This window comes from Sulfuricurvum sp., assembly GCF_028688295.1.
GTDB lineage: Bacteria > Campylobacterota > Campylobacteria > Campylobacterales > Sulfurimonadaceae > Sulfuricurvum.
Genome location: NZ_JAQTYM010000058.1, coordinates 1 through 14,667 on the forward strand (window position 1 = coordinate 1; position 14,667 = coordinate 14,667).

Sequence of the window (14,667 nt, forward strand, 5' to 3'; positions counted from 1 at the left end):
GCCTATTAAAATAATTTATAAATTTTATGATGACACATATCTCTACACTATTCTAGTGGGAGCGGTTCAAAGCCATATACAACTATCAACCTGCACTCGATCAGATTGATCGGCATTCCAGTGCCAATCATGAATCGCTCAAAGACTATCGTGCCTTTTAGTGCTTTGATGGGAGTATCTTGATAACAGCTCAATGCACAATTTAGTGTTTGGGCATACGCATCAGAATTTTAAACGAGTATATAATCGAAAACATATGAATATTTTATTACCATGTTATTCATATAGATTTTTTGAAATTCTTGCAACTTTTACATATTAAAAGTCATTTTAAAAAGAAGGATGGTGATGGAGTCAATACAAACAGTTCAAAGTCAATTAAAAAAATTAATTACAAGCTATGAACATGAATTATCAAATTTTAATTTTCAGGCATTTGACAATAGCTCAGACTCAACTCTATATGGAATTAAAAAAGTGCAAGAAATTCTGACAAGTACAAAAGTTAAGCTCCATGAGCTTATCAAAATGATCGATGATGGCGAAAAAAAAGAATATATCATTAACTATATTGATGATATTTGTGGCAACAAGCGTAATGAAATAATCATTATTAGTCAATTGCTTCATCAAGGACAAGATAATACGGCCAGTAGTTTTATTGCCAATATTGTTGTCTTTTTTAACGAAATTGAAACTTTACTTTCTAATTATCGAGAAGAAATTGTTGTCATTTATGATAGATATTTTGAGAATAAGCACAGTAAAAAGCAAAATTTTCAATGGTTATTAGAAAAACTCTATTTCCCTATTGTAACAGCTATTATAATTGCTGTCGCAACCCTTTTTATAAATAATAAACTTACTAATATTGAAGACACCCAAAAGCGAGAAGATGCGTTACGACATGTGTCACAAAAGTATAAAATAAATAAAAACATGCAAATGATATTGAATAATACGGCTAATCAGATTAATGAATATTCTTTTGCGATTGATAATTTAGAAGGACTATTGAAGATAGTTGAGAAATCAGATCAAGGGAATCTGACTACTGAAGAATTTGAAAGTTTCAAAATTTCCATGGGGGCCATGCAGACGAGCCTTGCTTCTTCCGCATCAAATATTGCTAAAATTCATGAAACGTATGCCGAACTCTTAGAAGAGGCAGAAGTTTATGATATATATTATAAGAAAGAGATCGTTGTTGATGTCAAAGAGTCCTTTGGGCTATATGAACAATTAAACAGAAAATTTATTGATGGCATTCAACCAACATTTAATAGCTTGTACTTAGATTTTATAAATGCTACCAAACAAGGGAATTTACTCAATATAGATGGACAAAAAGGAGTGAATACTATTCGCTTAGGTATTAAAGGAATGCGTGATTCTATAGATGAGATGAAAGTTATTCATGAATCAATAAGTAAGCATGTAAATGTAATTAATCAAAAAATTGATCAATCGTAACTGATACACAGAAAAAGAGATAGTTTCATTAAAACAAGTAAAAATCACTTGAGAACAATTGGAGGCTACTCTCCACCTATGATTTGCATGAACGTTTGTTTATAAAATTTCATCTCTCAATAGATAGCCAATTGCAGAGCCTCTCTCTGTTAAGAAATTTAGAATCACTAAAATTTCATTTTTTAATTTTGGAATGATCCCCTATGGTAGACAAAAAGTCAGCCAGCTAATAACACCTTCTTGTCAATCGATTTATTATGCTTTTTTTCAAATTCATATGGCGGGTTTTTCAATATTCAGTTCATTACAAATGTTTAGGGTAATCCTCTAATCTGTACAGTTTCATAGTATGGTAAAATTCTGATATCAATTAGCAGGCTAGGAGTATAATTTTGATTATAGATGAATCATTTATGGAAGACATACTTTTTAACTTCTCGCTCAACAAGGCTCAAGCAGAGCTTTTAGATCTCTCCTTTCCTCTTAACTCGACATGGACATCTCATGTTCTTAATCAAAAGATTAGTGATGAAATTCGAGAACAGCTTATTTTACTTCGTGGGGATTTTTCTGAAGAGAATCAAAACCAGATACTTTTAAATTATCAACTTATGAAAGGTAGTGCAAACTTGCAGCGCGTAGAAGAAAGTGAAAAATTTACTGACGATACCAATATGAATTCCTTATCTATCTATTGTGATGGAGCCTGCTCTAATAACCCGGGGGAAGCAGGGAGCGGTATTGCTATTTATTATCCAGGAAAGAAACCTACTCTTCTTTATGGTGAATTTCACATTTTAGGAACGAATAACACTGCAGAACTCAACGCATTACAAAAAGCTCTCAAGATCGCAGCCGTAGAGAAGGACAACTTTCCGAAAATCACTATTTATTCTGATTCACAATATAGCATCGACTGTATTAGCAAATGGGCTTATACTTGGAAGAAGAATAACTGGACAAAAAAGGGTGGAGATATCAAGAATCTTGAGAAGATACAGGTTACACACGCGCTTTATGATGAAATAAAAGAGTTTGTAGTCATAAAGCACGTCAAAGGACACGCTGGGGATGAGGGAAATGAATTGGCTGACAGAATGGCTCTGTTTGCGATCTCATCGCAGGAAAAATCGTATACGGAATTTAATTATGACTTTGTAAAAGAGATTCTGTAGGGTTAACAAGCATTTAAGAGGCTCTCTCCAGAGAGCAGGGTACTCTTCTCACTCATTGATAAAATAGAGTTCTCTACGAGCTCAGTGTGCATTTTATAAAAATTCTTTTCAATAGCTACTATCTTACTCTTGTCTTCTAAGATCGTCGCATTCCTTGTCTTGAAATGCTGCCCGTCAAAAAACACCTCCAAGAAGCGGTTGTCTTCGTTCCCATTGCGTAAAAGCATATCGACAGTGACATAACCCTCATATCCAAGCTTTTTTAATGCCTCAACAAGCATTTCATCATTACGTAATGACGCATTGTAAGAAGAAGCAATCAAATATATATGCTTTTTGAGAATAGTATAGTAAAACTCACCCTTACGATGGAAATGCATCGCTTAAGTCCTCCATTAATCCTAAAGACTCCAATAGTAAGTCTATGGCTTTATTACGGTCTTGTATCACACGAGCCTCAGTTGTGTCTAGGCCTAAGTGTGATAGACCATGTCTATGTTCATTGTAGAAAGTATAGCATTTATCCAGTTTATTTTTAGTTTCCGATGCAATTGGTGCACTATCGTTTAATCTAAGTTGATACATATGTTTAGGTGCATTATGTCCGAACATATTAAACCCAGTTTTCTCGTTATATGGATATCCGTTCTCTTCAAGGATAGTAATCATGACATGTTCCATTACTCTAAAAGCTGGTGTTAGCATAATGGAATGATCGGGAAAATCAAAATTTACTTTAATAAGTTTCAACGACGGGGTAATAATGGTCTTGACTATTAATGATAACTTCCCATGCAATGTTGGAAGGTGCACCGCCAAAAGATCATCTACCGGAGCAGATTTGATCTCTTCATAATCATCTATGACTTTGCCTAAAACATCATGTCCAAGATTTTCCAGTTCCTTAGAGAGAAACGTGAAAAATGAAAGCACTTTGCCTTGGAGTTGCAACTTCTTGCTCCGAGTAAAGTATTTGAACGTAAAGGTACCCTCTTTATCCTTCCTAAACTGGTACTGTGTTCCCCCGCTAATCTCTTTTTCATTAATATCCTCAGCATGTTCAGACTTTATTGCCGTTAGCAACTTATCAAAGTCTTCTTGGGGTAAAAGGATAGAAAAATTTACATCTTTTAAGGGTAAGAAAGACGTCTTCTCGATAATGGCATTACAAATCGGCATTGCGATCTCTTTGTCTTTACCGGCTGGAGTAAGTGTAGTTCTACCATCTCCTTTTAAGTAAACAGTCAATATACAGGTTTTATCACCTTGGGTTATATGATAGTTTTTTTGTCCGGCTGACTTCTCTTCTATAGTGTACAAAACACCTGTGCCGGCAATTACATTCTCTATTCCACTACGGTCAAGCCGTTTATCTTTATAATCACACATCACAAACCTTCACGCATATACACTAAATAATATTTAGTAAACTGAAACTATAGCACATATTAAATTATCTAGGTTTTATTCTGATGATTTTATTGATGTATTTTGTTTGGGTAGAAGCGCTTAGATGGCGCTTTATTTTATCCGCATGGAGATATAAAATATCATATTTAGTCCCGCGTACGATAAAATGGACAAAATATCTTTAAATGATTTTGTCTTATGCTTAAAAAATCTTTGCTATGTAAGTGCCCTAGTCACTGCTACCAAATATTGCTGCTGATCAAGATGGCAGAATTTTCCATCTTCATGATGGAGTTATTCTAGCTTATAAAGAAAAATATAGGGGTTCAGATATTTAACGTTTTGGTTAATACTTTATTAAATGAATCATTAGATAATTTGTATACTAAATCGATAAAAAAATCCTCTCTGTTAATGTTCTTTAAAAAATCTTTCAGCTAATTATTTTATAATTTTAATGCAAACCATTTTTGGTAGCTGATGGTCATGGAAAAGACCTATATAACCTCCTTTATACCTTATATTGTGCGAAATGCACGCCTATTAGATAGTTAGTGCAACGTATCTGCACGCTTTAGTCATTAATATATGTAGAAATTGTCAAAAGTAGAGTGATTGTACTGATGCTGAATAAAATCAGTTCAGTTTAATTTCTAAAAACTTCACTGATCATGAAGAAAAAGATGATCAATATGGAAGCAGGAGAAAACCATGAATTCAATAAAAATTGTAACAGTTAATCAAGATGAAAAGTACAATACAATAGATGTTTTGTGCAGTGAAAATGGAACAATTGAAGAACTATATGACTCAGATATTGCCAATAGCCTTTCTGAAGGAGAGTCAGATTATGAAGATACAAGCGATATGACAGAAGTTGATCTTGGAGATGGCAGTGAATATGGAAAAGTATTCATTAGTATCACTGAAGATGATCCAAGATTTCAAGAGATTGAGCAATATATACAAGGTGCCGGCTCATATCTTCACGAAATGGATCCTGAACTTCAAGACTCCTATGATGATGACGAGGATTAATAGGGTATTTTATTTCCAGCCATCGATATAATCTATGCTCACTTCCCTCTTATTAGGGGGAAAAGTAATGCTGGGAGGTATTGTTATAATCGTTGTTGAAATTGATTTACTATACTTTATCTACTAGTCATTAATGAATTGATCCATAATATAATTATAGTTATGATTCAGTTTCGGGCCTCTTTCCAGATCCATCAAAAAAGCCCCAAGTTGAGGACCTCTATTGTTTTTTTTCACTCTGGAATAATCAGCCATTGCAGCTACAAAACCTACTGCAATTGAATTAAAAATTGCTGGTGCAGTAACTGATTGACTCATCCCATATATTGTACTAAATGTCGTAAGTGCTGTTGGAACACCGACCGCAATTGATGACCTGATAAACTCATCTCCACTGAAAGATGTACTTTGTTTAAATTGTTGCTTTACTCGTCTTAATTCATCTTTGTATTTTTCGACCATTTCATAGGTGCCATCTTCAGTTGAGCATCCTGTTAACTCATTCAAGAAATTATTTACAATTAACCTGAATTCATTTCGTTCATCAGATAGGGACATTGTTTTATTTACCACATCTTGTATACTCATTCGGTTGATATCACGTACTGGAATTAAATCTAAAATTTCTACACTTGCATATTGTCCTTCTGCACCTTGATCATAGACAAATTCTGAAAAGTTTCCATTCTCATTCATGTATACAGACATTATCCATGAATCAGCATTATCGGTAGCTCTGGCAAATCTTCTATTTTCTGCAACTATTTGGGATAAATACATCATGTAGCCGCGTGCAGATGCAGAAGACATTTCAATCCACTGATCATCAAATTTTTTTGCGAGAGATTCTAAAACTGGATATAGTCGGCTATCTATTTTATCCCTATGTATTTTAGTTGTACCATCAGAATTTTCTAGGCCATCAGGAATAAAACTCAGATTCTCAATAAAGTTGTTATATTTGTCAAAAGTCCTAGATAGGTCTTTTTCTTCTAACGTAACATTTTTAATTCTGCCTTGATCTATAGCAAATTTTATTTCATCGCTATCATTCGGAATATAGGCATAAGGTACTATTCGATACACATTGTCCCAAATTAATAATGCTGCTTTTAACCAGTTCTCATCGCGGAATTCTATCGAGGGATAATAGAGTATTGAGTTTGAGCTCATCATATGTTGTCCTTAAATTCGTAGAGAATAGTAGATATTGTAGTATATTCATATTTTCACAAATTTCAAGAATGAACTTCGAACTTTTTTAATATAAATTGACAATTTGACATAAAATTACGACATTTATTGAACATAGGTATACTCTTTAAAAATACTCTATAGGGGTCGTTGATGCATACAATTGAGGAGCATATCTCCGCACTTGATTCGATGAAAAAATATCCAGAAAAATTGTATTACAAAGGCAATCTTGATTTGTTAACCCGACGAAAAGTATCCATAATCGGCAGTCGGAAGCCAAATCAATATGCTCAACAGATGACACATCGTTTAGCAAGTGAATTATCGAGGATTGGAGTGTGCATTGTCAGCGGCGGAGCAATGGGTGTAGATGCAATAGCTCATCGAGGAGCGGGAAGTGATAGTACGATCGCAGTTTTACCTTGTGGGGTTGATTTACGCTATCCAGCAGTCAATAAATCGTTATTGGAAAACATAGAGAATAGTGGTCTTACAATAAGTCAGTTTGATCCGGGGTTTCAAGCTACAAACTGGAGTTTTGTGGTGCGAAATGAGGTAGTTGTAGCTCTGGGCGACGTTTTGATCGTTACGCAGGCTGATATTGACAGTGGGAGTATGCGAAGTGTCGAATTCGCACTGGAGATGGGTAAGAAAATTTATGTTCTACCGCATCGGATCGGTGAGAGCGAAGGTACAAATAGATTGTTGGCTAGTGGAAAAGCTGAAGCTATTTATGACATCGATACTTTTGTGGGAAAATTCGGGATGGTAAATTCTGAGATTGATAAAAGTGATCCATTTATGTTGTTCTGCGCTACGCGACCAACGTATGAAGAAGCGGTAGTGAAGTTTGGGGATCGAGTTTATGAGGCAGAGTTAAATGGAAGAATTGCAGTTACGAATGGGGTTATTGGCTTACTGTGATGGAAATATCATTTGAGGAAACATTACTTTTGAAATTTCTTCGGTAAAACCATGTGTCACAGATATGATTCCAAATGTTTTTTTTATATCTTCCAAATAGGTACGAGGTAGTTTATATTGATTTGTTTGATCCATTGTCTGTAAATAATAGTATAAGCAGGTCAATACATCCATCTGTGGTGTTGGAATCCGTATAAGTCTACTTTCAGGCCATGGACTGATTTGAAAATAATTAGAATCTTTAGAAGAAATGTCATGAATCAGAGTATTGTCAAATTGCATATGAAAAATTGGATGATCTGTTTTTACTTCATTCACATCACCATCAAAATGTAAAGAATGTATTACTTGTTCAGTTTCATCACTCGTATTTTTTTTAGCTAAGACCATTTTTGTTCCATATTTTTCTAGCTTTGAATCAGAAGAGTATGTTAAAGTTCCATATATATAAAGTTTTAGATTTTTGTCGCTTCTCATTGTAAAAGTTTTTGATTCTATATAGAGACATATTGTTCCCCGACATGTATTTGATAAATAATTTGGATCTATTTTTGTAAAGATTCCTTTGCCTTCAAGGATGGAAGAAAGCTTATTTATAGCTGTTTGATATTTTTTATGCATCAGTACTCTCCAAAAAATGGAGCGTACTGATCATATAAATTTTTATCTACCTTAGATAAGATCGCACCATTAGGCAACCAAGATAAGGATCTAGAATCTTCGAAACTGATAGCTTGTTGCGTCATTATGCAATAATATCCTCCTTCTTGTTTTTCAACATGAATACCATTTTTTGCTAATAAATCAAATCCAGTGTCTACCTCTTCTTGATCTAAAATCTCATCAAGCTTTTCTTTCCACCAATATTCATCTGTTAAAGAAAATGGTCCATTGTATTTGGCTGGTTCAAAGAATTGTTGATTTTGTTCTAAATCTTGTTGTGTAATATGCAAATAAGAGCTTGTTGCGATTTTATTTAATATGACACCTGGAAATGTCAATATAATGTTGTAAAACCAATAACCTATAATGTATGATAAGCGATCAATGACTAACTTGTTTTTTTGTTCATCATTTAAAGATTGTGCAATCATCACTTCGTTTAATTCAACTAACTCTTTTAATAAACTAGCTCCAGATACATACATCCAAAAATTGTCTTCTTGAGTTTTTGCGTTGGTGATATTGGCAATAATACTTGATGGTCCTTTAGATCTTTGTGTGTCATCAAGTATCTCAATGGCATTTTTAATTTTAGAAAACCCATCATATGCATTAATAATTTTTTTTGCTGCTTCTGTTGGGTTTTTTGTATCGATTTTGATTGAAAACTCTGAACCCGCATCTATAGCATCTGCTAAAGTATCTACACTTTTTCTATTGATTCTGGCATATCGTATTAATGGGATGCTTGAAGAATGACTTGCGATAGAAATAACAGGTTCAGATAATTTATCGTTTTTGAATCCAGATAAGTCATGATCGATAACTAACAGTTTAATATCTTTTCTGCTGTTTAAATAAGTTGATAATCTGTCTTCTAGTGCCTGAGTGTCTTTTACGCTGTTGTCTGGGAACATGAAATTAAGGTCTTCATTTGTATTTTGCAACACCTCTAGCTCTAAGACTTCATGTAAGCCATATGATTTTATAGCATCATTAATGGCCGATTCTAACTTTTTACGTTCTTCAAGAGTATCTTCAATTAGTAGTATCTTATCCATTGTTGTCCTTTTTAATTGGTAGCATCACAGTAAATGTTGTGTTGAAACCTTCTTCAGATTTTGAAATTAAGATTTTACCTTTTAGTGCTTCAACCACTTTTTTTAATAACGGAAGGCCTAACCCCATACCACTACCAATAGGGTTGTTCTTAGTTGATGTTGTGGTAAATAATGGGTCCCATATTCTATTTTGAATTCCTTCTGGAATTCCATGTCCATTATCACTAACATTGATTATAAGCCATTTGTCCGTATTAAACGCACTGATTTTAATTTGCTTATTGTTATTATCAGAAGAGATTAAAGCTTTTAAAGCATTAGTATATAAATTGTGGATTATTCCATGAAAAATAGATACTTGCATAGGTGGTGACCAAAGATCTTCATCAATATTTGTTATATCCACATCAATATCACGTTCTTTTCTAAAGTCTTTAAATGTACTAATTACATATTTAATGGCTGCCTTAACTTTGAACGGGATCAATTGTACTGAATTTGAATTGATATTTCTGATAAATAAGTTTGTATAACTGATATAGCCGTTGAATTTATTTATTGAATTTTGTAAGCTTTTTGCGATTTCTTGTAATTCTTTTGGTACATCTTTATATGAATTTATTAAATCTACAGCTCTTTGTAAATCAAAAATTGTACTTTCATATTCGTGTGTCATAAATCCTGCTACTGTGCCTAGCAAACCCATAACTTCAATATTCTCTTTAGCTTTTCTCTCATACTCTTCAATCTCATTAATATTGTCTGAAAAATGCTGGTAACTTTTAATGATTCTATTTTTGTCTTCTTTGGTTAAGGTGTTAGATGCATTGATTTCATGAATAACATGAGTTATTTCATTTCTTACTTGTTTCTTATGTTGTTCAATCTCATATGCTTCACGTTTAAGCTGCTCTTCTTTGTCAAAAATTGCAATTAACTCTAAGCCAAATCTGATTCCAGTCACCAAGTCTTTAAATCCAGTATTATCAAGAAATCCCGATCGATCCATTGATTGGCTTAAAATGTCATGACTAGGATTGGTAGAATCTGTTTTAACGAATACGGCACCAATTATCTGTCTTGTAGTCGGTAAATATAAAGCCGGTGTATGTTTAGTAGAACTTTTAATGTCATCAGGAATTTGAAAATATTTTAATGTAAGGTCACTTCGCCAATCCCTTCTACTTCTTGCATTATCGGCATCAAGATAGAGCCAATCATCTTCTTCATTCCCATATGGGACAATACGAAACATTTTATCAAAGATAGATACACCACAATTATCTTTCACCCATTGGTAAGCTTTTACACCATTTACATTAAGCCCAGAAAACATATCTTTTCTTCTAGGGAAATATCTTATGTCAGCATATACCTTGGAACCGATACTGTTTTTAAAAGGGAATGTATCTTTATATATCCGAGTATTTTGGTAACCCTTGTCAATACTCCAATTAAATACTTCAACCTCAATTGCATTTTCATTAATTGAGATGGTCGCTCTGACTTCATAAAAATCTAAAACTTCTTTTGATAAATCTTGTATTTCATCATCATCTTCCATCCCAATAATAGTGACTTCAAACCCTGGATCCGAAAGTTTTTCTTTAGCCGTATTTTCAGTAAAGTATTTGTCTTTTGGAATGAGAGAAAGGTGAGGCGAGACAACTTTTAAAATATCCGTTTTAATACTTTTACTATTTAAATCTTCACGAGAATATTTTAAACCCTTGATCGTCAGTTTTGTACCTGTTTTTATATTGATGGGATTATCAATTTTAAAATATTTATATCCTATTTCTATTTCTTTAATATCTCTTGTTTGATCAATTTGATTCCAATCAAATGCAACTTCAAGTTTAAAATAACCATCTTTTTGTTTGGTTATGGATTCTACTTCTAAGATATTGCCTAAAAATCTTGCAGAAAATCTTCCAATTCCTTTAGAACCAGTCATTAATCTCTTGTATTGTTTAGAATAAACATGAGCTTGCTTATTGCTAGTTGCAATTCGCATCCATTTGCTTGCAAAGTCATTATTGCTCATACCAGTGCCAAAATCTTCGATGAGTATTTCATTCTGGTTTATCATGATTGTACATACAGCAGAATCCGCATCATATGTATTTTTAATTAATTCAGTTAGTGCCACACTTGGGTCAGCTACTAGTCTTTCTCCAAGTTCACTCAATAAAGCACTATCTGTAGAAAAAGTAAAATAGCCTTCTTCATCCTTGTTCTCATCATAATTTAGGTTGTTTTGAGGAGCTTTTCTCATTGGAACTGACTTTCTTTAATATATTCTTGAAGTACACTGTTCATTTGGTTGATCTCTATTCTTTTTAATTTTCCAGAATGGTTTACAATCCGAGACTCGAAATCGTAAGCTTTAATGTAATCTAAGAGCTTATATAAATTAACTTTACTATTTGCATATATTCCAGGTGCAGAATTTACAGAAATAGCATTCATTCTATTTATTACAATTTTTGGGCCATATTCCGTAAATGCTGAAGCATATAAAAAAGTAGGTGCTTTAACACTATGATATTTCCACCAGACATCTCTATTGTTGCACGTCCAAGTATTTCTGTCTTCATAAGGGATAGTATCGAAATATTGTTTTAGATTGTTTGATATTGCAAAAGTTTGAGAATTAACAAGCCAACAACGTTGATTATTATCGACATATAGTTTTTGGAATAAATTTTTTGTAAGTACTTTATTTTCTTTAGATAATGGCTTCAAGCTAACTAGGCAAGGTAAGACATCTATTCCAATCTCCAAGTTGTGCTTTTTTCTTTCTTCTTCTGTTAAGCAGAATACTTTTTGACTACCTGGGCTTAAGCCCCGTTGAGAATAGAGCCCATCCTCTCTTGGATTATATGGAAGTATCTTTTTTTCAGTGCCAGTGGGCTCCATGGTTTTTGTTATGTTAAATAAAGGGTCAATCTCATAATAATTCCAACTATTCGTTTTGTCAGATTTATCAATGATTGTAATTGATGCTGTGGTCAAGACTTTTGAAAATACATCATCGGTAAATCTATATACATGTACAGACCATTCATTTCTATTTATATAGTTTCTGATACTTCTAGAACTAGGTCTTGTTGCCCATTCAAACGGAATAATTAAGGCGACTTTCCCATCTTTTTTCGTTTTTAAAAGTGCTTGAGCCAAAAAGTATACAAAGATATTTGATGATTGAGTAAATTCTTCATCTAGCTTATTGGATATCATGGAAGCATATTTCTTTTTCCATGAAGACTCTAATTCTTGATGTCTTACATAAGGGGGATTTCCAATACAAAGATCAAAATCTTTTTCTTTTAATGAGAAGGCACATTGTTTTCTTATTGAAGCATTGTTTGGTAAATCTATGTTTGTAGTATCTTTGTCAATTTCAATACCAATATATTCGCCATAGTTTCCAAACTTTGCAAATCTACCATCGCCTGCACCTAAATCAAGAACTTTTTCATAGTATTCTTTATCTTGATGTAGCATGGTCCAAAGTTTTTTAATAATATTATCTGGAGTATATACTTGACATTTTTTATAATATTTTTTTTCACAACTTGCAATTTCAAACTCATCGTTTTGATCAATTATCTGTCGCATTGCTATTGTCACGGTGTACACCTAATTTTTTTCCTCTAATAGTATCATTTTTTCTCAAGGTGCACAAGAGGGTAGCGGAGATGAACTAGGTTGTTTTACAATAAAAACTACTTTTGTATGCCTATTATAAGATAGTTGTACTTTCGTTTAGTTCTCTCTAATGATTTTAGATTATTTTTTTCTTCAAGCCAATGTTTGCACCAAGCTTATTATGATAAAAGTCACACTGAAATAGTTTTTTCAAAATTATTTTATTGAGGATAAGCCCTTGGGTGGTTAGCCATTTGGCTGCATTTTGGATCTCTTGTAATGTCAATAAATCAGATGTAAAACAAGTTTGTGGTGCCACTTTATTCAAAAGATTTTCATACCAAAATGCTATTTCTTTTAAATCTCTCGTAAGCAGCCAATGAGTGAGAGCATTAGCTTTTAGAAAGCGATCAAATTTTTTTGGATAGTGTCTAAATAATTCCATAATAGCCGATAAAACAATAAATTGCTGTGGAATACTAAGTTCACGAATGACAGGCTGGGTTTTAGTAAAACGGGTTCTTTTGGCAAAGTTTTTGATCTTTGGTTGATGATCTATTGAATCATTTTTTTTATAAGCGAGCATCAATTTAGCAAGCTGTACAAAGACCTCAAAAAATAAAAATGAGTAGATTGGGATTTTATTGAGGACAAGATAGCCTCTTTTGAGAATTGACCGTATTCGCTGCATTCGTTTAAACGCTAAATCCAATGTTTTCGGCACTGTCAGCTTTCGTGCTTTTCGTAAATCAAATCCACACTTGTGACAAAACACAAACGGCAGAGTATTACGATACATATTTGCGAGTTTAAGTAATGCGCCACATGAAGGGCAGTGATCATAAAGATAGCAATGATGTCTGAAACACACTGTCGTGAAAAGGACTTTCCAGCTTTTTCGGTAGTAAGGGAATTGATCTTCTCTCAAACAAACTGGACAGAATCGCTGTGGCACAATGAATGTATTTAATCCATCAGGTATGATCGATTCTTGGAGATAGCTCTCATAGGATTTGAGACTCATCTGATAAATAGTTTCAAAACTAAGAGTACTTTTTCGTTCAATAATACGCAGCACATCATCAGATACTGATGCATCAAAATTGGGTCTCCAATTGAACTTTCCGGTAGAGAAATGCATATTCATAAATGTTTTGGGATGAGTCAAATGGGCATATGCTGTTCGTGCAAGCCATGAGCTAAGGATCTCGTCAGGGAGGGGTTTAGGAATAAGCAAAAATCGCGAAGCAGTAACCGCCGGATTTTTGACTTTTTTGATCATAACTGTTCGAGCATTGCGTTTTTCGAGCGTTGATGTGGAGATACATAATTACATGCGCGTATCTCGACCAGAGTGATACGTTCGGATTTTGTTTCGATGGCAATCTTTGCAGCTTGTCGTAACAAGTCAAACATATTGCCTATGTAGCCGTCACTGAGCTCTAAAATTTCATCAGCCACCGCTTCATCGGTTAATTTTGACTCATTTTTAAGTGGAAGGCGACTCGCATAAGTTGCTAAAAGACTTCCGAACTCATCATCGAATTGCCATTTAGAAAGATACATTGGCATAAAACGACTCTCGATCTGAGGATCGGTATTTATAGCACTAAGGGCAGCTTTGGTGCCGGAAAGGACGATCGGGATCTGTAGCGCATTAGAGAGGCTCTTAATGGCATTTAAAATCTGCTTTTGTCTGGCAATAGAACCGCTCAGGATATTGTGTATTTCATCGATCACCAGCATCTCAACTTCGAGGAGTTTCAAATAGTATTGTACGAGGTATTGTTTTCGTGCAACGGTTTCAGTCTCTTTATAGGGGACAGAAAGCTCGGAGAGAATTTGGCTATAAAGCCGTGATTCGCTCGGCTCATTCGGTGCATCGACATGTACGACCGGAATTCCTGCACCGGTATGGGTATCGAAATAATCATTTGGTAGATTTGCCGGACGTTCAATATTATAGTCATAAGGTGGATGCAGTTCTGCAAATCGACTAATGATCGAACTTTTTCCATTGTTTCCTTCACCCACAATAAGAAGACTGGTGATGCGAGGAAAGTTTTTTCCGT

The 14,667-nt window shown here is 33.9% G+C and carries 13 protein-coding genes; 4 read left to right on the forward strand and 9 right to left on the reverse strand.

Features of this window, described 5'->3' with window-relative positions; genetic code table 11:
* Positions 1 to 348: 348 nt before the first annotated feature.
* A complete protein-coding gene (locus PHR02_RS10455; RefSeq protein ID WP_299991910.1) occupies positions 349 to 1,473 on the forward strand; it encodes a hypothetical protein in 1,125 nt (374 codons plus the stop codon).
* Positions 1,474 to 1,865: 392 nt separating this feature from the next.
* Positions 1,866 to 2,648: a ribonuclease H family protein gene (locus PHR02_RS10460; RefSeq protein WP_299991912.1), complete on the forward strand. Its 783-nt coding sequence runs from the start codon at positions 1,866 to 1,868 to the stop codon at positions 2,646 to 2,648.
* 2 nt (positions 2,649 to 2,650) lie between these two features.
* On the opposite strand, the gene PHR02_RS10465 is transcribed toward PHR02_RS10460, so the two are convergent.
* Complete coding sequence (locus tag PHR02_RS10465; protein ID WP_299991914.1) at positions 2,651 to 3,028, reverse strand: type II toxin-antitoxin system RnlB family antitoxin; 378 nt, start codon at positions 3,026 to 3,028, stop codon at positions 2,651 to 2,653.
* Positions 3,012 to 4,037 carry a hypothetical protein gene (locus tag PHR02_RS10470; protein ID WP_299991916.1) on the reverse strand — a complete coding sequence of 342 codons (1,026 nt, stop codon included), beginning with the start codon at positions 4,035 to 4,037 and terminating at the stop codon, positions 3,012 to 3,014. Before PHR02_RS10470 ends, PHR02_RS10465 begins: the two co-directional genes overlap by 17 nt.
* 732 nt (positions 4,038 to 4,769) lie before the next feature.
* Here PHR02_RS10470 and PHR02_RS10475 point away from each other — a divergent pair.
* The gene (locus PHR02_RS10475) at positions 4,770 to 5,096 is read left to right on the forward strand and encodes a hypothetical protein (RefSeq protein ID WP_299991918.1); all 327 of its coding nucleotides are present in this window, start codon (positions 4,770 to 4,772) and stop codon (positions 5,094 to 5,096) included.
* Between the two features lie 123 nt (positions 5,097 to 5,219).
* Here PHR02_RS10475 and PHR02_RS10480 read toward each other — a convergent pair whose 3' ends face one another.
* On the reverse strand, positions 5,220 to 6,272 hold the full coding sequence (locus tag PHR02_RS10480) for a hypothetical protein (protein WP_299991920.1): 1,053 nt from the start codon (positions 6,270 to 6,272) through the stop codon (positions 5,220 to 5,222).
* 171 nt (positions 6,273 to 6,443) lie between these two features.
* On the opposite strand from PHR02_RS10480, the gene PHR02_RS10485 reads away from it, so the two are divergent.
* Positions 6,444 to 7,217, forward strand: coding sequence for a DNA-processing protein DprA (locus PHR02_RS10485; protein ID WP_299991921.1), 774 nt, complete (start codon positions 6,444 to 6,446; stop codon positions 7,215 to 7,217).
* Here the strand turns inward: PHR02_RS10485 and PHR02_RS10490 are convergent.
* From PHR02_RS10490 to PHR02_RS10515, 6 genes are all read right to left on the reverse strand, one after another.
* Complete coding sequence (locus PHR02_RS10490; RefSeq protein ID WP_299991923.1) at positions 7,209 to 7,838, reverse strand: hypothetical protein; 630 nt, start codon at positions 7,836 to 7,838, stop codon at positions 7,209 to 7,211. The two genes, PHR02_RS10485 and PHR02_RS10490, sit on opposite strands and share 9 nt — an antisense overlap.
* Positions 7,838 to 8,941: a hypothetical protein gene (locus PHR02_RS10495; protein ID WP_299991925.1), complete on the reverse strand. Its 1,104-nt coding sequence runs from the start codon at positions 8,939 to 8,941 to the stop codon at positions 7,838 to 7,840. The genes PHR02_RS10490 and PHR02_RS10495 overlap by 1 nt, the downstream gene beginning before the upstream one ends.
* Positions 8,934 to 11,219 (reverse strand): sensor histidine kinase, encoded by a 2,286-nt coding sequence (locus PHR02_RS10500; protein WP_299991926.1) that lies wholly within the window; start codon positions 11,217 to 11,219, stop codon positions 8,934 to 8,936. Before PHR02_RS10500 ends, PHR02_RS10495 begins: the two co-directional genes overlap by 8 nt.
* Positions 11,216 to 12,577: a class I SAM-dependent methyltransferase gene (locus PHR02_RS10505; protein WP_299991927.1), complete on the reverse strand. Its 1,362-nt coding sequence runs from the start codon at positions 12,575 to 12,577 to the stop codon at positions 11,216 to 11,218. Before PHR02_RS10505 ends, PHR02_RS10500 begins: the two co-directional genes overlap by 4 nt.
* A gap of 154 nt (positions 12,578 to 12,731) precedes the next feature.
* The gene (locus tag PHR02_RS10510; RefSeq protein WP_299991928.1) at positions 12,732 to 13,877 is read right to left on the reverse strand and encodes a TniQ family protein; all 1,146 of its coding nucleotides are present in this window, start codon (positions 13,875 to 13,877) and stop codon (positions 12,732 to 12,734) included.
* On the reverse strand, positions 13,874 to 14,667 hold a 794-nt coding region (locus tag PHR02_RS10515; protein WP_299991929.1), incomplete at its 5' end, for a TniB family NTP-binding protein. The genes PHR02_RS10510 and PHR02_RS10515, both read right to left, overlap by 4 nt.